The following is a 23,427-nucleotide window of genomic DNA, read 5'->3' on the forward strand; positions in this document are numbered from 1 at the left end:
ATGCGTATCCTCATCATCATCCTGATATTGATCGTGATCGGCATGGGCTTCGAGAGGGGCTGGTGGTCGATTCCACGCCATTGGAATCCCTGGCAGCCGCTGACAGTGGACGATCCGCTGACGCCGGTGACCAAGTGGAAGCTCAAGCGCCTGTCGGGAGATCGCGAAGCTTGCCTGGCGACACTGGAGCGTGTGCCAGATGCTGCGCTACGCTATGCGCCGCTCGATGACCATACTCCGGTGGGAGGCTGTCCACTGTCGAATGTGGTACGCCTGCGAGAAAGCGGCGTGGAGTTCAATGCCAGTTTCGTCGCCACCTGTCCGCTGGCGTTAGCCTGGGTGATGTTCGAGCGCCAGCGGCTGCAGCCTGCCGCGGAAGCGGTTTTCGACTCTCCAGTGACTCGGGTCGAGCACTATGGCAGCTTCGCTTGCCGCAATGTCTATGGGCGTGAGGACGATCGGCGCAGCGAGCATGCGACTGCCGAGGCGCTGGACGTGGCGGCCTTTCGCTTGGTCGATGGCCGGCGTATCACTTTGCGCGACGACTGGGGCGACGAGGATGACGCAGGCGCGTTCCTGCGCGAGGTGCGCGATGGCGCCTGTGACGTCTTCGGCAGTGTGCTGGGGCCGGAGTACAACGCCGCGCATGCCGATCATTTCCACTTCGGCATGCGCGGCTTTCGCTTGTGCCGCTAAGGCTGCGGTTGTTGCTGCGTGATGCAATGGATATTGCCGCCGCCGAGCAGGATCTCCCGTGCCGGCACGCCGATCACCTGCTTCTCGGGGAACAGCCGCTGGAGGATCTCGCGGGCCTGGTCGTCGCGGGTGGGGTCGAGGAGAGGCATCACCACCACCGCGTTGCCGATATAGAAGTTGACGTAGGAGCCGGCCATGCGGTCGCCGGGCTGGCGTGGGTGCGAGCTGCTCAGGCGGTCGATGCCGCTGGCTTCCTCCTCGGCGATACACAGCGGCCCAGGCTGGGGCAGCTTGTGCACCTTGAACGTCCGGCCGCGGGCATCGGTAGCGTTTTGCAGCACGTCGAGGGCCTCGCGGGAGATGGCATGCTGCGGATCCGCCTCGTCGTCGCACCAACTCAAGGCGACCTCGCCCGGGGCGACGAAGCAGCACAGGTTGTCCACATGGCCATCGGTCTCGTCGAGATGGCAGCCCCGTGGCAGCCAGATCACCTTCTCCACCCCTAGGTAGTCGGCGAGCACGCCTTCCATCTCGGTCTTCGACAACTCCGGGTTGCGGTTGGGGTTGAGCAGGCACTCCTCGGTGGTGAGCAGGGTGCCTTCGCCGTCGACGTGGATGGCACCACCCTCCAGCACCACCGGAGCCTCGAAACGAGGAATGCCGAGCATTTCGGCGATCTTGGTGCGGATGCGCCGGTCCTTGTCCCAGGGAAAGTAGAGCCCGCCCTTGAGTCCGCCCCAGGCGTTGAACTCCCAGTCGACCAGGGCCAGACGGCCATCCGGGTGGGTGAGGAAGGTCGGGCCAACATCGCGCATCCAGGCATCGTTGCTGGAGAGTTCCACCACGCGCACATGGGCGGGCAACTGGTTGCGGGCATTCTCGTACTGCTCATCGTTGACGCCGACGAAGACGGTCTCGCTCTCGGCGATGGCAGTGGCCACCGCCACAAACGCCTGCTGGGCCGGTTTGGCGCCATAGCGCCAAGTGTCCGGGCGTTGCGGCCACAGCATCCAGCAGGCCTCATGGGGGGCGAACTCGGCGGGCATGCGAAAGCCCAGGCCCGCGGGGAGGATCGGCGTCGCTGCGGTCTTGTCGGGAGTGGTTGGCATCTGGGTCATGGCGATTCTCACAGGTGGCCCACCACCAGAAATACACCAGTGGCGAGGGTGGCGGCAATCAGCACATAGGGGAGTTGGGTCAGGGCATGGGCCATCGGCGTGCAGCCGCTGCCCTGGGCGGAAAGCACGGTGGAGTCGCCGTAGAAGCAGGCGTGGCTGCCGAAGGAGCTGGCCGAGATCAGCGCACCGATCACCAGCGGCATGTGGGCGTCGACGCTGGCGGCCAGCGGCAGCACGATGGGCATGGCCACGGCGAACAGCCCCCAGAACGAGCCGGTAGCGAAGGCCAGGAAGGCCATGGTGATGAACACCACCGCCGGCAGCATGCCGGCGGTCATCAGCGGCTGCACGGTCGCGATCACATAGTCGGTCAGGCCCAGTACGTCGTTGACTTCCTTGAGGGTGAAGCCGGCGACCAGGGTGCCCAGCGGCATGATCATCGCCTTGAAGCCTTCCAGCGCGGTGTCGAAGGTGTCGTGGAAGCTCAGCAGGCGCTGGGCGAAGATCAGCACCAGGGTCACGCCGAGTGCCACGATCACCCCGCGCAGGATGTCGATCTCGAAGTACCAGGTGAAGAAGATCAGCGTGGCGATGGGTAACAGGAAGTTGAGCAGGTGCGGTCGGCGCTTGCCGGACTCCTCGACCTCCAGGGCATTGTCGTCGACGCCTGCGGGCATCAGTTGGCCGTTCGCGGCGCGCCGCTCGGCGCTCTTCATCGGTCCGATGGCCGGAATCACGCCCAGCGCCACCAGCGGCACGATGGCGGCAGCGATCCAGGCGTAGAACATGAAGGGAATCGCTTCGATATACAGGCTCATGCCGCTGGCGGCGACGTCGTTGTCCTCCAGCAGACCGGCGAAGAACACCGCCCAGGTGGAGAAGGGCACCAGGATGCAGATCGGTGCCGCGGTGGAGTCGACCACGTAGGCGAGCATCTCGCGCGAGACCTTGAAGCGGTCGGTGATCTTCTTCATCGAGGCGCTGATGGTCAGCGCATTGAGGTAGTCGTCGACGAAGATCACCAGGCCCAGCAGCCAGGTGGTCAGCAGGCTTTGGGCCCGGCTATGCACGCGCCGGGTTACCACATCGCCGAAGGTCAGCACGCCGCCGGTCTTGACCAGCAGGGCGATCAGGCTGCCGAACAGGCCACAGACCAGGACGATCCAGGTCACGGTGTCGTCGCCGAGGACATCGAGCAGGATATTGGAGCCTTGGGTCACCACCGTGGTGGGGTCGATCATCAGCAGGCCGACCAGGGTGCCGGCCAGCAGGGATTCGATGGTGCGGCGGGTGATGATCGCCATGCCCAGCACCACCAGGGTGGGGAACAGGCTCCAGAGTCCGAAGGTTTCCATTGAGCGTCTCTTTTGTCGTTGTGATGACGGCGGATTGCGGGGTTACAGGTAGCCGTCGGCCTCGAGCGAGGCGGTGGCGGCGGTGAAGGCCCGGTCGAGAATCGCGACCACGCGGTCGACCACGGCGCGGTCCCAGATCAGCGGCGGCGAGACGATGTTCAGGTGACCCACCGGGCGGATGATCAGGCCGCGCTGCTGCGCCTCGAAGGCCACTCGGTCGCCGACTCGGGCCTCCACCGGCAGCAGCTCCCGGGTCGTCTTGTCGGCGACGTTCTCGATGCACAGCATGAAATGGCTGCCACGGATATCGCCGATGGTCGCGTGGTGCGCCAGGGTCTTGAGCTGGCTTTCCAGGTAGGGCCCCACCTCGCGGACGTTGGCGCAGATCGCCTCGCGTTCGATGATCTCGATGTTCTTCAAGGCCGCGGCACAGCTCACCGGATGCCCGGAGTAGGTGAAGCCAGTGCTCAGCACGCCGCCTGGCCCCTGGGGGGTGGACAGCACCTCATAGAGTTCGTCGGAGAGCAGCGTGGCGCCCAGGGGCGCATAGCCCGACGACAGCCCCTTGGCGACGTTGATGATGTCCGGCTGGGTGTCGAACACCGCGTCGGAGGCGAAGAAGTGCCCCAGGCGGCCGAAGCCGGTGACCACCTCGTCGGCGATATACAGGATGTCGTGGGCGCGGCACACGGCCTGCATGCGGGCATGATAGCCCTTGGGTGCCATCAACACGCCACCGGCCCCCATGATCGGTTCGGCGATGAAGGCGGCGATATTGTCGGCGCCGAGTCGCCCGATGGTCTCCTCCAACTCTTCGACCAGGCGGTCACAGTATTCGGCTTCGCTCACGCCCTCGGGGCGGCGATAGCAGTTGGCCTCGCTGAGGTGGGTGACCAGGTGATCGAGGGTGTCGAAGTCCCAGTTGTTGCTCTCGATACCGGTCAGGCTGGCGGCCAGATAGGTGGTGCCGTGGTAGGCATTCTTGCGCGACAGGATACGCTTCTTGGTCGGCTTGCCCAGGCGGTTGAAGTAGTAGTGCACCAGGCGGACGGTAGCATCGTTGGCGGCCGAGCCACCGCAGCTGTAGAACACATGGTTGAGGTGTGCCGGTGCCAGCTCGGCGAGCTTGGCGGCGAGTTCGGCGGCCGGCGCGTTGGAGAGGTTGTTGAAGGTCGAGAAGTAGGCCATGCGCGTGGCCTGCTCGGCCATGGCCGCGCCGATCTCCGCTCGACCGTGGCCGACGTTGACGCACCACAGCCCGGCGATGCCGTCGATGAAGCGATTCCCGTGCGAGTCTGTTACGTAAATTCCCTCACTGTCGGTGATCAGGTCGCAGCCCTGATCGTGGAAGACGCTGAAGTCGGTGAAGGGATGGATGAAGTGATCCTTGTCCTTCCGCCACAGGTCTTGTGGGTCGTAGGCCCGGGACTGCTCGAGGGTATCGTTGAGGGTGGTCATCTGCTCGGCCTCTTGTTGTGTGGATGGGAAGCAGGCTAGCGAGACCCGAGTGACCGGTAACATATCCCGATTGGGGTATATCGCCGCATGAATGCCGTGTCTAAGCTCGTCTCATGAGTGAGCGACGGGAGGAACAACAATGACAGTGACCATCGACGGTCAGCGGTTGTGGGAATCGCTGATGGCCATGGCCGAGATCGGCCCTACCGAGAACGGCGGCAGTTGCCGCCTGGCGTTGAGCGAGGAGGATGCCGCCGGTCGGCGGCTATTGATTGACTGGTGCGAGGCGATCGGTTGTTCGGTGAGGGTGGACCGGGTCGGCAACCTGTTTATTCGCCGCCCCGGCACGCTCGATGACCTGGATCCGGTGGCGACCGGCAGCCATCTGGATACCCAGCCCCGGGGCGGCCGCTTCGACGGCATTCTCGGCGTGCTGGCCGGCCTCGAAGTGTTCCGCACCCTGCATGATCGGGGTATCGTCACCGAGCGGCCCCTGGAGCTGGTGGTGTGGACCAACGAGGAAGGTTGCCGCTTCACTCCGGCGATGGTCGCCTCGGGCACCTATGCCGGCGAATTCAGCGTCGAGTCGACCCTGGCACGTCGCGACCGTGATGGCGTGACCTTGGGCCAGGCGCTGGAAGCGACCGGCTTCGCCGGGGAGCTGCCGGTGGGGGAGCCGCGCTTTTCCAGCTTCTTCGAGTTGCATATCGAGCAGGGCCCGGTACTGGAAGAGGAAGGCGAGAGCATCGGCGTGGTCACCGGAGTGCAGGGCATGCGTTGGTTCGACGTGATCTTCCGCGGACAGGCCGCTCACGCCGGCCCCACGCCGATGCGTTATCGCCACGACGCCCTGGCGGCCTGTTCACGCCTGATCGACCGGCTGCAGGCGCATGCCCTGGCGGACGAGAGTGGCGCGACCAAGGTCACCTGCAGTTGCCTGGAGATCGAAAGTGCCTCGCGCAACGTGGTTCCCGGTGAGGTCCGCCTCACCGTCGACCTGCGCCATGTGGTGGAAAGCGAACTCGATGCGCTGGAAGGCCGGTTCGAACGCGAGCTGGCCGCCGCCGGTGAGGCCTTCAATGTCGAGACTTCCCATAAGCGGATCTGGAAATCGCCGGTGGTGCATTTCAACAACGGCTGCATCGAGGCGGTGGAAACCGCAGTCCGCGCCCAAGGCGTGACCTATCGCAGGATGATGAGCGGTGCCGGCCATGACGCCGTTTATGTCTCGCGCGTCGCCCCGACCGCGATGATCTTCATCCCCTGCCGTGATGGCATCAGCCACAACGAAGCCGAATACGCCACGCCGGAGCACTGTGCCCTGGGTTGTCAGGTATTGCTGGAGGCCATGCTCGAGAAAGCCGGCGTGGCCAGGACATGACGCTCTCATGCGTTCATTCGATTCGATGAGCCGCGCTATCGTTCGAAATGATGAGAAAAAACAGCCTTGGTTTAATGATGAATAGGTTTCCGAGACGCTTCCGGTCAAGTCCATGCCCGCTAGACTACGATGGTGAGAAGGGAACAAGGCATCGTCCAGGGAAGGTATTCCTCTGCCGACAATAATAAGGGGGACTGCGGTCATGGCACAGGCAAACTGGCGTCTTGAAGGTCGTTGGCTCAAGAACTGTAACTGCGCATTTGGTTGTCCTTGCGATTTCAATGCCCCCCCGAGCCACGGAGAATGTTGGGGATTTCTGGGCATGCAGATCGACTCCGGGTTTTTCGAGGATACCCGCCTGGATGGTCTGGGATTCTATGTCGTCGTGCATTTCCCGGGGCCGCTTCACGAAGGCAATGGCGAGGCGCAGCCGCTCATCGATGAGGGGGCCAGCCCCGAACAACGTGAAGCGTTGTTCGCCATCATGTCGGGGGAACACTCGGACGAGGGCACGCTGTTCAACATCTTCAGCCTGATCGTGACCAAGATGCACGATCCCATCTTCGCCCCGATCACGGTCGAGTTCGACCAGGAGGCGAGGACGGCACGTCTGGATATTCCCGGGGCACTTCAAAGCGATGTGGAGCCGATCAAGAACCCGGTGACCGGTGCGCCGCACCGGATACGGGTCGTGATGCCCGAAGGGTTCGAGCATAACGAAGGCGAAGTCGCCGCGGCGAATATCCAGAGTAGCGGTGCCATCTCGTTCTCCACCACAGGCTCGCACAGCACCTTGGCGCATGTGGTGCAGACACCGCAGGGGGTGGCCGCGTAAGAGAACCATGTCCTCGTAATGAACTCCGCGACGATGGAAGACTTGCTGCGACGCGACCGGCAACTCGTGATGGGTGGGCTGGTCGCCGTCATTGCCTTGTGCTGGGGTTATCTGTTCGTGGAAGCGGCGTCGATGGCGCAGATGGGCGCCATGCTGAAGCCCATGAGCTCGGATCCCTGGACACTGGGCGAAGCGAGCCTGGTGCTGGTCATGTGGGTGGTGATGATGACGGCGATGATGCTGCCCAGCGCCACCCCGATGATCCTGCTTCATACCACCATCTCGCGCAATCGACAGGCGCGGGGGCAGCGGGCCGTGGCCTCGGGGATCTTCGCATCGGGCTATCTCGTGGTGTGGTTGGCCTTCAGTCTGCTGGCTGTGGTGCTGCAGTACGGTCTGGAGCGAGCCGCGTTGCTCTCGCCGATGATGACGATGACCAGCTTGGTGGCGGCTGGCGTGGTGTTGATAGGCGCGGGAATCTATCAATGGACGCCACTGAAAGATGCTTGCCTACGACACTGTCGCTCGCCTCTGGATTTCGTGTTGACGCATTGGCGCGAAGGGCGCTGGGGCGCTTTCATGATGGGGCTTCGACACGGTGTGTACTGCGTCGGTTGTTGCTGGGTATTGATGCTGCTGCTGTTCGTCGGTGGTGTCATGAACCTGCTGTGGATCGCCGGCCTGGCCCTGTGGGTGCTGGTCGAAAAGCTGGCCCCAGCCGGACATTGGCTGGGACGCGGCATGGGGATGGTGTTGATTGGCTGGGGTATTGCCACGCTGACGGTGGCGCTCCCCTGGTGAGACCCCGAGGCTCTATGGCTGACAGATCACGCAGTTGCGACCGTCACTCTTGGCCTGGTAAAGGCGCCGATCCGCGGTTTCCAGCAACTGGTCGGGGGTGGCGCCTTGCTTGTTTGGCGTCGCACTGGCTACGCCGATGCTCAGGCTGATGCAATCGTGTGTGTCGGAAAAGGCATGGGGTATAGCCAGATCCAGAACGGCTGCGTGGATTCTGCGTGCCACGGCTAGTGCGCCATGGAGGTCGGTATCGGGCAAAACACAGACGAATTCTTCGCCGCCGTAACGCGCCACCAGATCGGAAGCCCGAGATACCGTCTGAGTGAGGGCTCGGGCCACATCGCGCAGACAATCGTCTCCCATGACGTGACCATAGTTGTCGTTGAAGGCCTTGAAGTTATCGATGTCCATGAACAGGATCGACAGTTCTTGACCCGAGCGTCGGGCGCGGCACCACTCCTCGGCAAGAAAGGCATCGAAGCGGCGCCGGTTGGCAATGCCCGTCAGCCCGTCGATGGTGGATATCTGGTGCAGGTGGTCACGTTGGTTCAGGCCTCGCTGGAAGGCATTCAACAGATCGTCCAGACCCTCCACCAGATGGCCCAGTTCATCGTTGGCATGGTGTTTGAGTCGGGGCTTTGGCCAGCTTCCCGGCCGTTGTGGGTCGACCTCCGAGATGGCCGCATGCACCTTGAGCAAGGGGCGCGTTATCAGGAAATAGAACACCATCACGACCAGGGCGGCAATCGCCAGGGCTTTCACCACACTCAGCGTGAAGATGAGCAGGCCCCGTTCGAGGAAGGAGCGGCCAAGACTGTCGAGTGCTAGTGTCAGCTCGATTTCCCCCACTGGCTCGGGAGGTATGCCGCTGCCCATCTCGTACTCGAGAGTGCCGGCATAGTGGATGATATCGCCGAATAACGCGTTCGAGAGCCAGCCGGCCCCAGTGTCACGCTGCAGTTCGCGTCGGGCCATGGTGCGGCCGAAATCATCGCGCAGTTCTACCCGCTTCACGTCACCGCCTTCGAACAGACCATCCGCCACTTGCTGCGCCAGGTCCGGATTGAGCTGAAAGGCTGCTTCGGCCGCGGTACCGTCCACCAGCTCGAGCAGCTTTCGCGTCTGCACCTGCACTTCTTCTCGCATGATGCGCACGTCTGTCGTCAGCTCGGCCATGCCGGCGAGAATGCTCAGCAGCACGGCGATGATCAGGGTCAACACTGCCTGTTTGGCGGTAATGCCTCGCCAGCGCGAGATACCCTTGCGCCGGCCCGTCGGAACGAAATCGCTCATGGCTCCCGCTCCCACTGCTTCAGCACACGCTCGCGAATGCGTTCGTACTGGCCTTCGCTACGTAGCGTATCCAGCGATGTTTGAAGACGCGACAATATGGATTCAGGCACTGAGAGGTGGCAGGCGAGGTACATTTCCGCGTGGTTGAAAGTGAATAGTCGCTCTATCGATACCCCGGCCTCGGTGGCGATGTGACGGGCAACCGTTTCACTGCTGACCCAGACGTCGATCAGACCGGCCTCCAGGCGTGAGATATTCTCCCGGTCGGCGGCGGTGACCAATATCGGCACACCGCTATCCTCGACGAAACGACCCACGGCATCTTCCCGGAAGCTGCCGACGCGCAGGTTTTCCAGTTCGCTTAGACGGCTTGCCTGGATATCGCTGTCGGTCAAGGCAAAGGCGGCCCAGTCGGTCACGACAAGTGGTCCGACCCACTGAAAAAGGGATTCGCGCTCCGGTGTTCGGGCCGTGGAAAAAACGCAGTGGTGCTCACGAAGCTGCGCTTCGGTATAGGCCCTTGCCCAAGGCAAGAGACGAAAGGTGGCCGAGAGGTTTGCCTCGTCCAATGCCGCTTCGAGGAGGCGCGTGGAAAAGCCGTCGATATTGCCGGCCGAGTTGACGAAATTGAATGGCGGGTACTCTTCGGTATTGAAGATCAGTGTCCCGGCTTGGGAGAAAGGGGATAGCAGAAGCAGGGGGATGACCATGAGCGGTGCCAGTCGTTGACCGATCCTTGCCGTCTTTTTCTTCATCGGTGCTCCGAGATGACGTCGATGACACCCTGCTCACGCAGACTGTCCAGAGCCGCCTGCATGGCGTCAACCAGACGGTCCTCGGTGTCCCGGTGCAGTGCGAAGTAGAGATACGATTCACTCAGGGTATATATCGACTCGAAGTCATCTTTCTTTAGCCCACTTTCCTCGATGAGCCAGAAGGCGACGTCTTCGCTGTAGGCCCATAAATCGACCCGGCCTCGGTTGAGCATTTTCATGGCGCTGACATTGGATATCGCACCAAGGATCCTTTCTTGATCGACACCCGATTCGAGCAGGCGTTGGGCGCCAATATCTTCGCGAATGACCGCCACTTGATAGTTCGACCGGTTGAGGTCTTCGATGGAAGCAATGTCGATATTTCGGTCCCGGCGTGCGAGCAATGTCACCCGGTCCCGGGCAATGGGGCCTACCCACTTGAACAGTGTCTCGCGTGATGTCGTGCGTGTGGTGGAAAACAGCACCGTGTTGGGCTCGTTAAGGGCCGTATCGTATCCCCGGGCCCAAGGCAGGATGCGAATGTCATCATGGGTCAGGTCGGAGTCGGTTGCTTCGAAGATGGCAGTCAGTACATCAACGGAAATGCCTTGCACTTCCCCATTTCTCTTGAAGTTATAGGGAGGATATTCTTCCGTGATATAGGTTAGACCGTTCAAATCTGCGGATGCGGCCGTTGCGACCATCAGGCAGCATGCGAGCCATGAAGACTTTTTCATTCCCTTTCCCGCCCAGGCTTATTAGTTATGGTTGATGTATGTAGAGAGCCACGCTCTCAGCTTGGCCTCCTTTTTGATGAGTACCGTTTCAACATAAATCAGGGCTTTCCTGCTGTCATCCCTGAAATTCAGTATCGAATGAGACGGTGGCGGGTGCGACATGCTTGTGACGAAAATCGACCCAATCCCGTGAGTTGCCGCAGGCCATCACTGACATGATGAATCGTCTCTGGTAAGCCGAGCCCGGCCGGGAGCAGGGCCTGCTCAGTGCTGCTGTTGATGCTGCCGAGATACCAGTGCCACATGATCGAGGAAGGAGCGGAATAACTGCGACTGGCTGGAGACATCCAGGCGCTGGTAGATGTGCTTGCGGTGGACCTTGACGGTGCCATCACTGATGCCGAGCTCGCGGGCCGCCGACTTGGTGGAGTGCCCGGCCAGCAGCAGACGCACGATTTCCTGCTCGCGAGCGGTCAGGCGCTCGCGACCGAAGCTTTCGAAGGCCGCTTCCACCGGTGCCCGGGATTCCAGATGTTCCTGAAACTGTCCCCCCTGCCATCTCCAGTATTCCGCGAGCAGCACTTCCACGATCGGTGAAATGTGGCGCAATGCTTGCAGCCCGCGCCGGGTCAGGGGCGCGGCTTCATGGCGAAACCCCAGCGATACCACCATCACGACGTCCGCTGCCACGCGGGCAAAGATTCCGACTTCATCGCTCAGGCCCAGGGCACGGTAGTAATGGTGATAGTAGTCGCTGGCTTCGAAGCGGTCCGGGGCCAGTTCGCGCAAGCGATGGGTACCATGGTCGAGACCATCGCGTACGGCACTGAAGAACGGGTCGAGCAGATAGGCCTCGCTCAAGTAGCGCTCGATACCCTGCTTGCGGCGATGTGGTGGATAGTCGTCGTGAATCAGCAAGGGGCGATGGCGCCCCTTGTAGGTGTTGATCAGGATGGAGTCATAGGTCACTAGCTCGCGCAGGGTCTGCTCGAGGGCCTTGGGAAAGTCGATCGAGCCGGCGCCGCGGACCAGCCGGGCCAGGCGCTGGTGCCAGTCGCGGCTGGCAGGATTGGCGAGCAGGTCGGTGGTCAGCATGGGCTTCGGGTCATAGCATCGCTCCCGCCGGGCGGATGCCCAGGCGATAGGGGCCACCCTCCGAGGTGTCGAAGGAGCGGGCGATCACGTGGTAGTCGCCGGGCTCCAGATAGGTCTGGATACGGGCATCATAGTCGCCACCACCATCGTCGTCTTCGACGAACAACCCATTGCCTTGCAGTACCAGATAGGCATCCACGGTACTGGACGTCATCTCGATGGTGTACTGGCCGGCTTGCTCCACGCGGAAGCGGTAATAATCGTGGCTGCCGCCGTTCAACTGCCCGGCGACCGTGGAACCGATTTCGATGACGCCATTGTCGGTGTCGGCGAGGTCGGAAGCGGCCGCCTGCAAGGTGAACAGGCCGGTGTCCGAGCCGCCATACCCCTTGGCCTTGACGGTATAGGTGCCTGGTGAGAGCAGGCTGTGAATGCGTGCGTTATAGCCGTCACCGCCGTCGTCGTTATCGAGCGTGATGTTGTTGCCACTCACTTCGAGATAGGCATCGAGATCGTCCGACAACATATCGATGTTGACCAATGTCGGTTCGGCGATGTCCAGGCGGTACTCGAGACTTTCACCGCTGTACCAGCCATGCAGTGGCTGGTCGAACAACAGGTCACCGCCATGCTGCAGCTCGATACCGCCAGGCAAGTCGCGAGTGGTCAGCGCCAGGGTGTAGAGCCCGCGGCCCTGGCTCTGGACGGTGCGTGCCTCGAGTTGGTAATGGCCCGCTTCGAGATAGCCGGAAAGCTGGGCATCGAGGTCGCCGCCGCTGTCGTCGTCTTCCAGGGTCATTCCCCCGGGGCCGGAGAGGGCAAGGTAGGCGTCGAGGTCGTCGGAGCGCATTTCGATGCGATAGAGCCCGGCCTGCTGGATCTCGATATCGTAGGCATTGGCGTCGTCCTGTAGCCAGCCATGGACGGGGTCGTCCAGTGTCAGAGGACCGGAATCCCGGGTTTCCAGGGGGCGGCCGGTGATGCGGAAGGGGCCGTAACTGTGCCGGTCGCGCCCACTGACGGCGAGGATATAGTTGCCGTCGTGAGCGATACGCTGGTGCAGGCGAGCCGACATGCCGTCATCCGGCGAGGCGGTCAGAAAGCTACCCTCGTCATCGTAGAGGGCCAGGGTACCGTTGAGGACGCCGCCAAGCTCCAGCTCGACCAGGGTATCCGCCTCCAGCGCCAGCGTAAGGCGTTCGAAGCGACTGCCATCGTTGGCGTTGAGGCCGCTCGCCGAGGTGATCTCGCCGCGATAGGTGTCTTCCAGCGTCAAAGGCTCGGATTCGACGGACGAGGTGTCGGTCGGGGCGGCATTGCCCAGTCGGTCGGCAGCGAACCAGCCGATCACCAGGCCGACCGACAGGGTGGCCAGCGGAAAGAGTACACGAGGGGTGGAGGTCGTGGGCATTGAGAGCGTCCTTGTTCACTTGCTCGGGGTGCGATGAGAGAGGGTAAGCTAAGTTCCTGATCAGGCTGAAAAACGCAAGCCATGATAGGAGCTTGTATCGTATTCGGCTCTTTCGTTCAACCAACGGAAGGGGAAAGCGTTTCGCCGTGGACCGGGTTGGGGCGAGATCGCCTGAACTATGCTGATGGTGCGACCGAAATGTTTCGGTCTGTCTGCGCGGCTGACAATGGGGATCGCCATATTGTCGTAGACACGGATAGTGAGTGGAGACCCCCGTTGTCAGCCCAAGGGTGACAACCATGAACGACGACAAGAATATCTTCGTGGTAGGGCTCAACGACTTCAATCGCCAGCGTCTGCAGCAACTGCGCGGAGCCGAGCGATATCATTTCCATGGCGTGATCGAACCCGAAGAGGTCTATGATACCGAAGTCTTTCCCATTGCCGACATGATCGACAGGGCGACGAAACAGCTGGAGGCGTTCGATGGGTCCATCGATGCCATCGTTGGGTATATGGATTTTCCGGTATCGACCATGCTGCCGATCCTGTGCGAGCGCTTCGGGACTCGCACCACGTCGTTGGAAAGCCTGTTGAAATGCGAACACAAGTACTGGAGCCGGCGGGTCCAGCGTGAGGTGATCCCCGACTTCATTCCCACCTTTACCGCCTTCGATCCCTTCGATGACGATGCCATGATCCGCATCGGCGAGGCAGGGCTGTATATCCCCTTCTTCGCCAAGCCGATCAAGTCCTCGGGCTCGCGACTGGGCTTCCATATTGCCAGTCTCGAGACCTTCTATCTGGCCATCGAGCAGTTTCGCACTCAGATCGGTCTGATTGCCGATCCCTTCAATGCGGTGCTCGAGCATGCGCGTCTGCCGCCCGAGATTGCGGCTGTCGATGGCCATTTCTGCATGGCCGAGGAGATCATCGGTGGCTGGCAATGCACGGTGGAAGGTTATGTCTACCAGGGCGAGGTGGTGAGCTACGGCATCGTCGACTCGCTGCGCTATCCTCAAGTATTGAGCTTCTTCCACTATCGTTACCCATCGGGACTGCCCGACTATATTCAGGACAAGATGGTCGAGTTGACCCGTACGGTGATGAGCCACATCGGCTACGACAATGCGGCCTTCAACATCGAGTATTATTGGGATGAGGTGCAGGATCGTATCTGGCTGCTGGAGATCAATACGCGAATTTCCCAGTCTCATTGCGACCTGTTCGAGAAGGTCGACGGCGTCAGCCATCAGCAGGTCACCATCGACCTGGCGCTTGGCAAGCGTCCCGACATGCCGTCGCGTCAAGGCAAGTTCTCGATGGCGGCCAAGTTCTTTTACCGGGTATTCTTCACCGATGCGGTGGTGACCCGGGTGCCCACGGCGGAGGAGCTCGAGGACCTGACGAGGGAGTTTCCCGGCACCATGATCGACTTGCAGGTCCATGAGGGACAGCGACTGTCGACATTGCCCGAGCAGGATAGCTACAGCTTCGCCCTGGCCCATGTGTGGATGGGCGCCCGGAATGAAGACGAGTTGCTGGCCAACTACGAGAGCCTGGCGTCACGGCTGCATTTCGAATTCGGCGACATCCTCGGTTGAAGCGTGAGTCGTGGTGAGGAGTCATGAGGGCAAAAGGAGACCCGGCACATGCGCATCATCGAAACCTTTCCTCGCCAAGTGATGGAAGAGGAAACCTGGATCCCCCTGCCCGACGGCACGCGACTGGCGGCACGAATCTGGCGGCCGCTGGATGCCGAGCGTCATCCGGTACCGGCGATCCTCGAATACCTGCCTTATCGCAAGCGTGACCTGACCGCCGAGCGCGATGCCCAGACACATCCGTACTGGGCCGGTCATGGCTATGCCGGGATACGGGTCGATATTCGCGGCACTGGCGAGTCCGATGGCGTGTTGACCGACGAGTACCTGCAGGAGGAACTCGATGATGGTATGGCCGTTCTGGCGTGGCTGGCCGCGCAGCCCTGGTGCACCGGCGACGTCGGTATGGTGGGCATTTCCTGGGGCGGTTTCAACGGCTTGCAGATTGCCGCGCTGCGCCCGCCGCAGCTCAAGGCAGTGATCACGCTGTGCTCCACCGATGATCGCTATGCCGACGATATCCATCACATGGGGGGCTGCCTGCTGGGCGATAACCTGTCCTGGGCCTCGACCATGTTCGACGGCAATGCCTGTCCGCCGGATCCCGCGCTGGTGGGCGAGCGTTGGCGCGAGATGTGGCACGAGCGACTCGATGGCAGTGGCATGTGGCTGGCCACCTGGCTGCGGCACCAGCGCCGCGACGCCTACTGGAAACACGGCTCGGTGTGCGAGGACTTCTCGCGTATCGAGTGCCCGGTGTATGCCATCAGTGGCTGGGCCGATGGCTACTGCAATGCCGTGTTCCGTCTGCTCGAGGGATTGACGGTGCCGCGCAAGGGGCTGGTGGGTCCCTGGGCGCACAAGTATCCCCACCTAGGGGTGCCAGGGCCGGCGATCGGCTTTCTTCAGGAAGCGCTGCGCTGGTGGGATTACTGGCTCAAGGGCGAGGACACCGGCATCATGGATGAGCCCATGCTGCGGGTGTGGATGCAGGAGTCCATGCCGCCGTCGGCGCGCTACGAGACCCGTCCCGGTCGCTGGGTGGCCGAGCCAACCTGGCCGTCGCCGAGTATCGTGCCGACGTCGTTCCGCTTGACCGTGGGGCATGACCTGGTGCCCGAAGAGGTGGGCGAAGACGACGCCGCGATGCTGGAGATCCGCTCTCCCTTGTCGGTGGGGCTCTACGCCGGCAAGTGGTGCTCCTACAATGCGCCTCCCGACCTGCCTCACGACCAGCGCGACGAGGATGGCGGGGCGTTGATCTTCCAGACCCCCAGGCTCGAAAGCCCATTGGAGATCTGCGGTCAGCCGGTGGTCGAGCTGGAGCTCGCGGCCGACCAACCGGTGGCCATGGTCGCCCTGCGTCTCTCCGATATCGCCTCGGACGACAAGGCCACTCGGATCTCCTATGGCTTGTTGAACCTGACCCATCGCGACAGCGACGAACATCCCGAAGCGTTGATGCCGGGCAAACGTTACCGAGTCCGTGTCCTGCTGAAGCATATCGCTCAACAGTTCCCGGCCGGCCATGCCATCCGCTTGGCAATATCGACCAGCTATTGGCCGCTGGCCTGGCCGGCACCCCGGCCGGTCAAGCTTACGGTCTGCCCCGGCAAGAGCCGGCTGATTCTGCCGGTGCGGGCGCCCCGCCCCGAGGAAGAGGCGGCCCTGCCGGTCTTCGTTGAGCCGGAAGGGGCCCGGCCGCTGGCCAAGACGCTGATCCAGCCGAGCCAGGAAACCTGGCGGGTGATTCGCGACCTGGCCAGCGATCAGACGACTCTGGAAGTGATCAATGACGAAGGATGCTATCGTCTGGACGAGATCGACCTGGAGATCTGGGCCCGGGTCAGTGAACGCTATCGCTATGCTTACGGCAACTACGACAGCCTCAGCGGCTGGACCGAATGGGAGCGCAGCTTCCGCCGTGGCGACTGGCAGGTGCGTACCCTGACCCGCACGCTGATGACCTGCGACGCCGATCATTTCCGCCTGCGCGCCACCCTCGACGCCTACGAGGGCGAGACCCGGGTCTTCGCCAAGTCTTGGGATGAGACGATTCCCCGCGATCTGGTGTAAATTCGGCAAGACTTGCCATCGCTGGTCGCCGACGGCTCTTCGGAGAACCTGCCGTTGAGCCAGTGGTCTTTATGGCGCGATTCATGTTCTTCTACACTCAGGCTTTCTTTTCGGGAACGGCGGACGTCGCGGCCTATGCTTGGATTTCTTCAGGGGTTTGCCTACGGGCTGTTTCTCACCTGTCTGCCGTGGTTTCTCGTCGGCATGGTCAACCCGGCGCTGGTGATACCCACAGAGGCGCCAAACCGCCTGCAGGTCGTGCTGCGTTACTGGCTGCTGGTGCCCTTCGTTGCCTTCCTGTTGTGGCTGACGTCACTGTGGGGCGGTTTCGGACCCAGCCTGTGGGGCTGGTTGGGAGGGCTTTGCGCCATCGCCGTGGAGCTCCCGCTGGAGCGGCGTTGGCGGCGTTGGCGCGCCGAACGACGCCAGCGTCGGCTGGAGGCTCAACGTGCCGCCGAGGACGCACGCCGCCGGGCGGAACGCGAACGCGAGGCCCGCGAAGCGGGGGTGGCCGAGCTCGACCCCGCCAGACCACCGGTGGATGCCGACGAGGTGGTGCTGGCACTGTGCCAGGCCAAGCAGGGCTTGTTGGAGGCCCAGCGCCCCGATCTCGCCACCCAGGTCGACCGGCTCTATAGTCGCTATGCCCATGTGCTGGAGGTCTTGAAGGCCAGATTCGACAGCAGCGAATTGGCCTTCGAACGCTCGCGCACCCTGATCACCGAGGTCTGTCTGGGGGCGGTGGACAACTTTACCGCCATGGCCTCGCAGGCGCGCGGCGTGGCCGGGGTGGACAGCGCCTTCGTACGCCGCCGTCTGGAGCGCGAGGGACAGCGGCTGACGGTGGCCGAACGCGTCGCCCTCAAGCGCCGTCTGGAGCTGGTCGAGGACACCGAGCGTCACCTGCGCGATCTCTCTGCGCGCAACGAATCGGCGCTCACCGCCCTTGACGATACCGCCGTGGCCATGGCGAGAATCGAGACCGGACGGCCCCAGGCCACGGTGGCCGCCGACCAGGCACTGGCCGACCTGCGCCGCTTCATCGATCGGGCCGAGCGCTATGGACGCAGCTCTTGAGCGCTTGTGCCACCCTATAGCCAACACCACCCGCAAGAGAGGCCGAGCCGATGAGTGACAAGCGTGACAATGACAGTGGCGGCCGTCTGTCCTTGCCGCCGGTGGAGGAGATCGCCGATCGCCTGGCCGAGGAGATTCCGGCCGAGCGCGAAGCGGCCGATACGGAGCTAGAGCACGACCCGGAACTGGTGGCCATGGCCGATGCCTTCGTCGAGGAGGTGCTGGCGCGAGACGAGGCCGAGACCACAGCCGAGCGCCAGCGTCGGGCGGTGGACGAGATGGGCATCGAGATCCAGCGTCAGGCGGCCCATCACAGCGCCATGCTGCAGACGCCGCTGCGCAAGCTGGCGCATCAGGGTGACGAAGGTGGCCCGGTGGCCCAGGCGCTGGTCAATCTGCGCGGACGCATGCAGGAACTCGATCCCAACCAGCATCGCCTGTCGCAGGGGGGGCTCGACCGGATTCTGGCCGTCATTCCCGGTGTCAGCAATCGCCTGCAGCGCTATTTCCGCAAGTTCGAGAATGCCCAGGATGCCCTGGACGCCATCATCGCCGATCTGGAAAGCGGGCGCGACATGCTGCGCCGCGACAACCTGACTCTGGCCGACGACCAGGAGGCGCTGCGCGAGATTCTCGGCCAATTGCGTCGTCAGATCGATTTGGGCCGGCTGATCGACCGCCGCCTGGGCAAGGCCGTCGCCGAGCGCGCTGCCGACGATCCCCACCGCGCCTTCGTCGAGGAGGAACTGCTCTTTCCCCTGCGCCAGCGCATCGTCGATCTGCAACAGCAACTGGCGGTCAGCCAGCAGGGCGTGTTGGCGCTGGAAGTGATCATCCGCAACAATCGTGAACTGATTCGTGGCGTCGACCGGGCCATCCATGTCACCGTTTCGGCGCTGACGGTTGCCGTCACCGTGGCGATGGCACTGGCCAATCAGCGCCTGGTGCTGGATCGTGTCGAGTCGCTCAATGCCACCACGTCGGAGATGATCTCCGGTACGGCCAAGGCGTTGCGTCATCAGGGCGTGGATATCCAGACCCGGGCATCGTCGGCGATGCTCGACATGCAGGCCCTGGAAGAAGCCTTCGGGGAAGTGATGGGTGCCATCGACGATCTGGCGCGCTATCGCCAGGAAGCCCTGCCCAAGCTCGATGAACAGATCGATCGCCTGGCGGCGCTGTCGCGTCAGGGCAGTGAAGCCATCGAGCGACTCGAACATGGCAACCAGCTACAGGACAAGACGCCATGATTCCCTTGCGCGGTCTCGATCATCTGGTGCTGAGGGTCGTGAACCTCGACGCCATGCTGCACTTCTATGTCGATGCCTTGGGGTGTACGGTCGAGCGTCGCAACGACGAGCTCGGCCTGATCCAGTTGCGTGCCGGGGCCGCGCTGATCGACCTGGTGCCGGTCAGCGGCAAGCTGGGGCGCCAGGGCGGCGCGGCGCCGCAGCACGAAGGGCGCAACCTGGATCACTTCTGCCTGCGCGTCGAGCCCTTCAACGAGGACGCCATTCGCGAGTCTCTGGAGCCGCTGGGGATCGCCGTGGGCGAAGTGGCCTCGCGCTATGGTGCCGAAGGGGAGGGCCCATCGCTGTATCTCGCCGACCCGGAAGGCAATACGGTCGAGTTGAAGGGGCCACCCTGGTCCCCATGACCGCCATTCATGCAAGGAACGCCATCGATGAGTGCCATCTCCGTTCCCCTCGAGCGCGCCCCTCGGCAACGCGCCTCGAGGAAGGAAATCTTCGGCTGGGCGATGTTCGACTTCGCCAACCAGGCCTATACGCTGCTGATCATCACCGTGGTGTTCGGCGAATTGTTCACCACGGTGATCGTCGGCGACCGCGGCGACAACTATCGCCTGGCCAATCTGCTGTGGAGCCTGGCGCTGGCGGTAAGCTATCTGCTGGTGGTCGTCACCGGCCCCATCTGCGGCGCGATGATGGACTTCTCGGCGGCCAAGAAGCGCTTCCTGTTCATCAGTTATCTGGCCACCGTCGCCACCACCGCCATGCTGTATTTCGTGGCGCCGGGCTACGTGGTATTGGGGCTCGCCTTGATCGTGTTGTCCAACTATGCCTACTCGATGGGCGAGTCGTTCATCGCCGCCTTCCTGCCCGACCTGGGGCCACCCCGGGATCTGGGCAAGATCTCCGGCTTCGGCTGGGCGCTGGGCTATGTCGGTGGACTGTTCGCCGCCGGTTTCACCCTAGTGGTGCTGGGTGAGGCCACGGCGGCGAATTTCGAGCGCGTGCGCTGGGTGGGACCCTTCGCCGGAGGCTTCTTTCTGCTCACCGCGATTCCGACCTTCCTGTGGCTCAAGGAGCGCGGTACGCCGCATCCCCTGCCGCCCGGTCACACCTACGTCAGCATCGCCCGCGAGCGGGTCGCCACGACCCTGCATGAGCTGAGGCGTTTCCGCGATCTGGGAATTTTCCTGGTGTCGCTGCTGTTCTCGATGGCCGGAATCTACATCATCATCGCCTTCGCCTTCATCTACGGCGCCCAGGTGATCGGCTGGGACGAGAATATCCGCAACATCATGTTCATCATCGTGCAGATCACCGCCGCGGCGGGAGCCTTGGGCTTCGGCTTCATCCAGGATCGCATCGGCGCCAAGATCACCTACATCGGCACCCTGTTGTTGTGGGTGGCGGCGATCATCGCGATCTGGGCCACTCCGGAGGTCACGGCGTTTCTCAACACTCACTTGAACCTCGACTGGCAGGCCCAGCATCTGTTCCTGGTGGTGGGCTGCCTGGCCGGTCTCAGCCTGGGCTCCAGCCAGTCCGCCAGCCGAGCGCTGGTGGGGCTGTTCTCGCCACTGGAGAAGTCGGCGGAGTTCTTCGGTTTCTGGGGCCTGGCCAACAAGCTGGCCGGCGTCGGCGGCATCATCGGCCTGGGCCTGCTGCAGTCGGTGGTCGGCCTGCAGGCCTCGATCCTATTATGCGCGGCGCTGTTCATCATCGCCATCCTGATCTGCCTGGCCGTCAACCAGGCGCGGGGTCAGCGCGTGGCCGAAGAGTGGGAGGCGCGGGCGGCGAGCAAACAGCGGGAGGGTGGGACTTCGGCCTGAGCCGGAGCACCATCGGGCAGGGGATATTGGGCTACGCTGGAAGAATCCCGCCAGCCATGAGACTCCTGCCATGGATCCCGTTATCCTGCGCGCCGTCGAGCGTATCCTCGTGGTGCTGTTCGCCGGCATGGCCATCTATCTGGGGTACCGGCTGTTCCTGGCGGTGCCGACCCAGCAGGATGCCGATGGCAAGGTAGTACTGCCCGGCGGCACCGAGGTGGTGCTGAGCCGCGTCGGTCCCGGCGCCTTCTTCGCCCTGTTCGGCACCATCGCCCTGGGGATGTCGCTGTTCTACCGGGTGGAGGTGACGCCGCTGACGATGTCGTCCCAGGAACTGACCGTGGAACGAGGTTACGTCGGCCTGACCCCGACCCGGGTCGAAGTCGATCCTGCAGGTGAACAGACCCGATTGCGGGCGCTGTTCTTCACCCTCAACGAACTGGCCGACACCTCCGTGGCGGAGGACAGCGCCGCCGCACGTCAGGGGCGCGACCTGCGTCAGACCAAGGTACGCCTGCTGCAGACGGTGTGGGACGAGGGCTGGGGGGACTTTCGTGGGTTTGCCGCCTGGGCCAACGGCCAGGACGCCCGCGGCGAACCGCCCGACTCGCGCTATACCGAGCCGGCTGCGCTGTTTCATCAAGGGCGGCTGCCGTGATGCGGTGCCGGGCGGGTCTCATGCTGGGGGCATGGTTGCTGCTGATGGCGTTCCCGGCCGCCGCCCAGTTGCGACTGTATGATGATGATCTTCTGAATCACTGGGCGGCGATCACCCCGGCGGATATTCGCGCGCTCTACGCCGAGGATATCCGCCCGGCCCTGAGTGCCGAGGAGCGCCGCCGGCTGGACGACGTCGAGCTGGCCTTTCCCCTGCGCTGTCCCCTGATTGCCAGCGAGCCCTTCTGCTACTACCTGGTGACCTCAAGCGAAGGACAGCGGCGTGTGGTGATGTCGGTGGCGTCGCTGCGCGCCTTCGGCGATCTCGCTCTGGCGATGGCCTGGCTGCAGCTGACCGACCATGCCATCGATACTCCCAGTCAATATCTGGCCATGCTGCGTCATCGCCGGGCGGAGGAGTTCCCCGGCGGACGTTATCCGGCGCCGCTAGCGGTGCTGGGCATTCCCGAGGACGTACGCGAACAACCGGAGGTCATGGCGCTGTACGGCAAGATCTACACCTCCTCGCTGGTCTTCGTGTTGCTGCACGAACTCGGGCATGCCTTGCATCGCCACCCCGGCTACGGACCCGAAGTTTCGCGGGAGCAGACGCGCCACAACGAGGCGGAGGCCGACGCCTTCGCGCTGGAGGTGATGGCACGGCTCGCCTATCCGCCCTTGGGCATGAGTGTCTTCTTTACCCTGATGGCCCACTGGGAGCCCAATCGCTGGCACTTTACCGATGAAGCGAGCCATCGGGCGTATCTGGAGGCGGCCACCCATCCCCTGACCGCCGAGCGTCTGCGTCAACTGGCCGCGGCCCTCGCCGAACGTGACGACGATTTCGCCCGGGCCGAGCCGGACTTCGCCGCGGCTCGGGCCAGGGTCGCGGCCGTGGCGACGGAGATCGACCGCTTGGCGGGCTTCATGGACGACCGCGATATCCAGGAGGGCATCGTGCGGACCGGCCGTGCCACCGGCGAGGCGATGCTGAAGCCGCGAAAGGTCGGAGAACTGGCTATCGAGCATTCCGTGAGCGCGGCAGGGCGGCCCTTCGAGGGCGAGTTCGAGGGAGTGCTCCGCGACAGTAGCGGGGAGTTACCGGTGCTGCTGGCTCTGGAACGCCATGGCGATCTGGTGCAGGGCTTTTTTACCTACGGGCTCGGCCTGGGACAGCTGCGGGGCGAAGTACGCGATGGTCGTCTGCACTACGGCTGGACGCTGGGCGCGGATCAGGGACAGGGTGTGTTCGAGGCCAGCCCCGATGGCCAGCGACTCGATGGTACCTGGGGCCTCGAGCGCTCCAGCGATGACGGCGGCACGTGGGAGGCCTGGCGCAGCGACTAGTCACGCGCCTTGGGCCGTTGTTATTCGCCCCGAACCTGTCCGGTGTTGGCGGCGGCGACCGATAGGGGCAAGATATCGGTGACGGGGACCGCGGGTAGCGAGGAGGTGCGGTGGACGACGACGCGAAAGGGGTGCGGCGAACCGGCCTGGGCATGATGTTGCTGTTCTGGCTGTTGATGCTGTCTATCGGTTCCTGGTGGTTCCATGGCTACCTCGAGCAGCGCCGTAACCCCAATGCCCATCTGGTGCACGCAGTGGAGGGGAGCGAAGACGTCCTCCTGCAACGCAATGCCGCGGGCCACTTCGTGGCCACCGGGCGGATCAACGGCGAGCCCGTGGAGTTCCTGCTCGACACCGGGGCGACCTATCTCGCCGTGTCCACCGATCTCGCCGAGCGGCTGGGGCTGGAGCGTGGTCGCCCCGCCTATTTCCATACCGCCAATGGCCGCGTCGAGGGTTACCTGACCCATCTCGACCGGGTCAGCCTGGGTGGCCTTTCGGTCCAGAACGTACGTGGCTCGATCAATCCCGGCATGAGTGGTGAGACCGCATTGCTGGGCATGAGCTTCCTCAACCGTTTCGATATCGAGATCCGCGGCAGCCAAATGGTGTTGCGCCCGCCGGCGCGACAGTGAGACCGTCGGTTCGGTAACCG

General features: G+C 63.2%; 21 protein-coding genes. 13 read left to right on the forward strand and 8 right to left on the reverse strand.

The window, feature by feature from the left end; translation table 11 throughout:
• Positions 1–696 carry an extensin-like domain-containing protein gene (locus ACFOEV_RS03765; RefSeq protein ID WP_386771753.1) on the forward strand — a complete coding sequence of 232 codons (696 nt, stop codon included), beginning with the start codon at positions 1–3 and terminating at the stop codon, positions 694–696.
• Here the strand turns inward: ACFOEV_RS03765 and aguA are convergent.
• The 3 genes from aguA to ACFOEV_RS03780 are packed head-to-tail and all read right to left on the reverse strand — an operon-like array spanning position 693 to position 4,627.
• Positions 693–1,805, reverse strand: coding sequence for an agmatine deiminase (gene aguA, locus ACFOEV_RS03770; RefSeq protein WP_386771985.1), 1,113 nt, complete (start codon positions 1,803–1,805; stop codon positions 693–695). The genes ACFOEV_RS03765 and aguA overlap by 4 nt on opposite strands.
• A gap of 17 nt (positions 1,806–1,822) precedes the next feature.
• A complete protein-coding gene (locus tag ACFOEV_RS03775; RefSeq protein WP_386771755.1) occupies positions 1,823–3,169 on the reverse strand; it encodes a Na+/H+ antiporter NhaC family protein in 1,347 nt (448 codons plus the stop codon).
• A gap of 42 nt (positions 3,170–3,211) precedes the next feature.
• Positions 3,212–4,627 (reverse strand): aminotransferase, encoded by a 1,416-nt coding sequence (locus ACFOEV_RS03780; protein ID WP_386771757.1) that lies wholly within the window; start codon positions 4,625–4,627, stop codon positions 3,212–3,214.
• Positions 4,628–4,766: 139 nt separating this feature from the next.
• Here ACFOEV_RS03780 and ACFOEV_RS03785 point away from each other — a divergent pair, with 139 nt between their 5' ends.
• From ACFOEV_RS03785 to ACFOEV_RS03795, 3 genes are all read left to right on the forward strand, one after another.
• A complete protein-coding gene (locus ACFOEV_RS03785) occupies positions 4,767–6,008 on the forward strand; it encodes a M20 family metallo-hydrolase (protein WP_386771759.1) in 1,242 nt (413 codons plus the stop codon).
• A gap of 202 nt (positions 6,009–6,210) precedes the next feature.
• Positions 6,211–6,843: a DUF1326 domain-containing protein gene (locus tag ACFOEV_RS03790; protein WP_386771760.1), complete on the forward strand. Its 633-nt coding sequence runs from the start codon at positions 6,211–6,213 to the stop codon at positions 6,841–6,843.
• 18 nt (positions 6,844–6,861) lie between these two features.
• A complete protein-coding gene (locus ACFOEV_RS03795) occupies positions 6,862–7,644 on the forward strand; it encodes a DUF2182 domain-containing protein (protein WP_386771762.1) in 783 nt (260 codons plus the stop codon).
• Between the two features lie 12 nt (positions 7,645–7,656).
• Here ACFOEV_RS03795 and ACFOEV_RS03800 read toward each other — a convergent pair whose 3' ends face one another.
• From ACFOEV_RS03800 to ACFOEV_RS03820, 5 genes are all read right to left on the reverse strand, one after another.
• Positions 7,657–8,934 (reverse strand): GGDEF domain-containing protein, encoded by a 1,278-nt coding sequence (locus ACFOEV_RS03800; RefSeq protein WP_386771764.1) that lies wholly within the window; start codon positions 8,932–8,934, stop codon positions 7,657–7,659.
• A complete protein-coding gene (locus ACFOEV_RS03805; protein WP_386771766.1) occupies positions 8,931–9,689 on the reverse strand; it encodes a substrate-binding periplasmic protein in 759 nt (252 codons plus the stop codon). The genes ACFOEV_RS03800 and ACFOEV_RS03805 overlap by 4 nt, the downstream gene beginning before the upstream one ends.
• Complete coding sequence (locus tag ACFOEV_RS03810) at positions 9,686–10,426, reverse strand: substrate-binding periplasmic protein (RefSeq protein ID WP_386771768.1); 741 nt, start codon at positions 10,424–10,426, stop codon at positions 9,686–9,688. Before ACFOEV_RS03810 ends, ACFOEV_RS03805 begins: the two co-directional genes overlap by 4 nt.
• Positions 10,427–10,690: 264 nt before the next feature.
• On the reverse strand, positions 10,691–11,521 hold the full coding sequence (locus ACFOEV_RS03815) for a helix-turn-helix transcriptional regulator (RefSeq protein WP_386771770.1): 831 nt from the start codon (positions 11,519–11,521) through the stop codon (positions 10,691–10,693).
• 10 nt (positions 11,522–11,531) lie between these two features.
• Positions 11,532–12,932: a hypothetical protein gene (locus ACFOEV_RS03820; protein ID WP_386771772.1), complete on the reverse strand. Its 1,401-nt coding sequence runs from the start codon at positions 12,930–12,932 to the stop codon at positions 11,532–11,534.
• 299 nt (positions 12,933–13,231) lie between these two features.
• On the opposite strand from ACFOEV_RS03820, the gene ACFOEV_RS03825 reads away from it, so the two are divergent.
• From ACFOEV_RS03825 to ACFOEV_RS03865, 9 genes are all read left to right on the forward strand, one after another.
• Positions 13,232–14,536, forward strand: a complete 1,305-nt coding sequence (locus tag ACFOEV_RS03825; RefSeq protein ID WP_386771774.1) for an ATP-grasp domain-containing protein — start codon at positions 13,232–13,234, stop codon at positions 14,534–14,536.
• 48 nt (positions 14,537–14,584) lie between these two features.
• Positions 14,585–16,612, forward strand: a complete 2,028-nt coding sequence (locus ACFOEV_RS03830) for a CocE/NonD family hydrolase (protein WP_386771776.1) — start codon at positions 14,585–14,587, stop codon at positions 16,610–16,612.
• Positions 16,613–16,747: 135 nt separating this feature from the next.
• A complete protein-coding gene (locus tag ACFOEV_RS03835) occupies positions 16,748–17,689 on the forward strand; it encodes a cobyrinic acid a,c-diamide synthase (protein WP_386771778.1) in 942 nt (313 codons plus the stop codon).
• Positions 17,690–17,739: 50 nt separating this feature from the next.
• Positions 17,740–18,939, forward strand: coding sequence for a toxic anion resistance protein (locus ACFOEV_RS03840; protein WP_386771780.1), 1,200 nt, complete (start codon positions 17,740–17,742; stop codon positions 18,937–18,939).
• Entirely contained in the window at positions 18,936–19,346 is a 411-nt protein-coding gene (locus ACFOEV_RS03845) for a VOC family protein (RefSeq protein WP_386771783.1), read from the forward strand. Before ACFOEV_RS03840 ends, ACFOEV_RS03845 begins: the two co-directional genes overlap by 4 nt.
• Positions 19,347–19,373: 27 nt before the next feature.
• Positions 19,374–20,768 carry an MFS transporter gene (locus tag ACFOEV_RS03850; RefSeq protein ID WP_386771785.1) on the forward strand — a complete coding sequence of 465 codons (1,395 nt, stop codon included), beginning with the start codon at positions 19,374–19,376 and terminating at the stop codon, positions 20,766–20,768.
• 70 nt (positions 20,769–20,838) lie between these two features.
• On the forward strand, positions 20,839–21,426 hold the full coding sequence (locus tag ACFOEV_RS03855; protein ID WP_386771787.1) for a hypothetical protein: 588 nt from the start codon (positions 20,839–20,841) through the stop codon (positions 21,424–21,426).
• A gap of 20 nt (positions 21,427–21,446) precedes the next feature.
• Positions 21,447–22,772, forward strand: a complete 1,326-nt coding sequence (locus ACFOEV_RS03860) for a M48 family metalloprotease (RefSeq protein WP_386771789.1) — start codon at positions 21,447–21,449, stop codon at positions 22,770–22,772.
• Positions 22,773–22,882: 110 nt separating this feature from the next.
• Positions 22,883–23,407: a retropepsin-like aspartic protease family protein gene (locus ACFOEV_RS03865; protein WP_386771791.1), complete on the forward strand. Its 525-nt coding sequence runs from the start codon at positions 22,883–22,885 to the stop codon at positions 23,405–23,407.
• Positions 23,408–23,427: the final 20 nt, after the last annotated feature.

The sequence above is a fragment of the Litchfieldella rifensis genome (assembly GCF_042646605.1).
Taxonomy (GTDB): Bacteria; Pseudomonadota; Gammaproteobacteria; order Pseudomonadales; family Halomonadaceae; genus Litchfieldella; species Litchfieldella rifensis.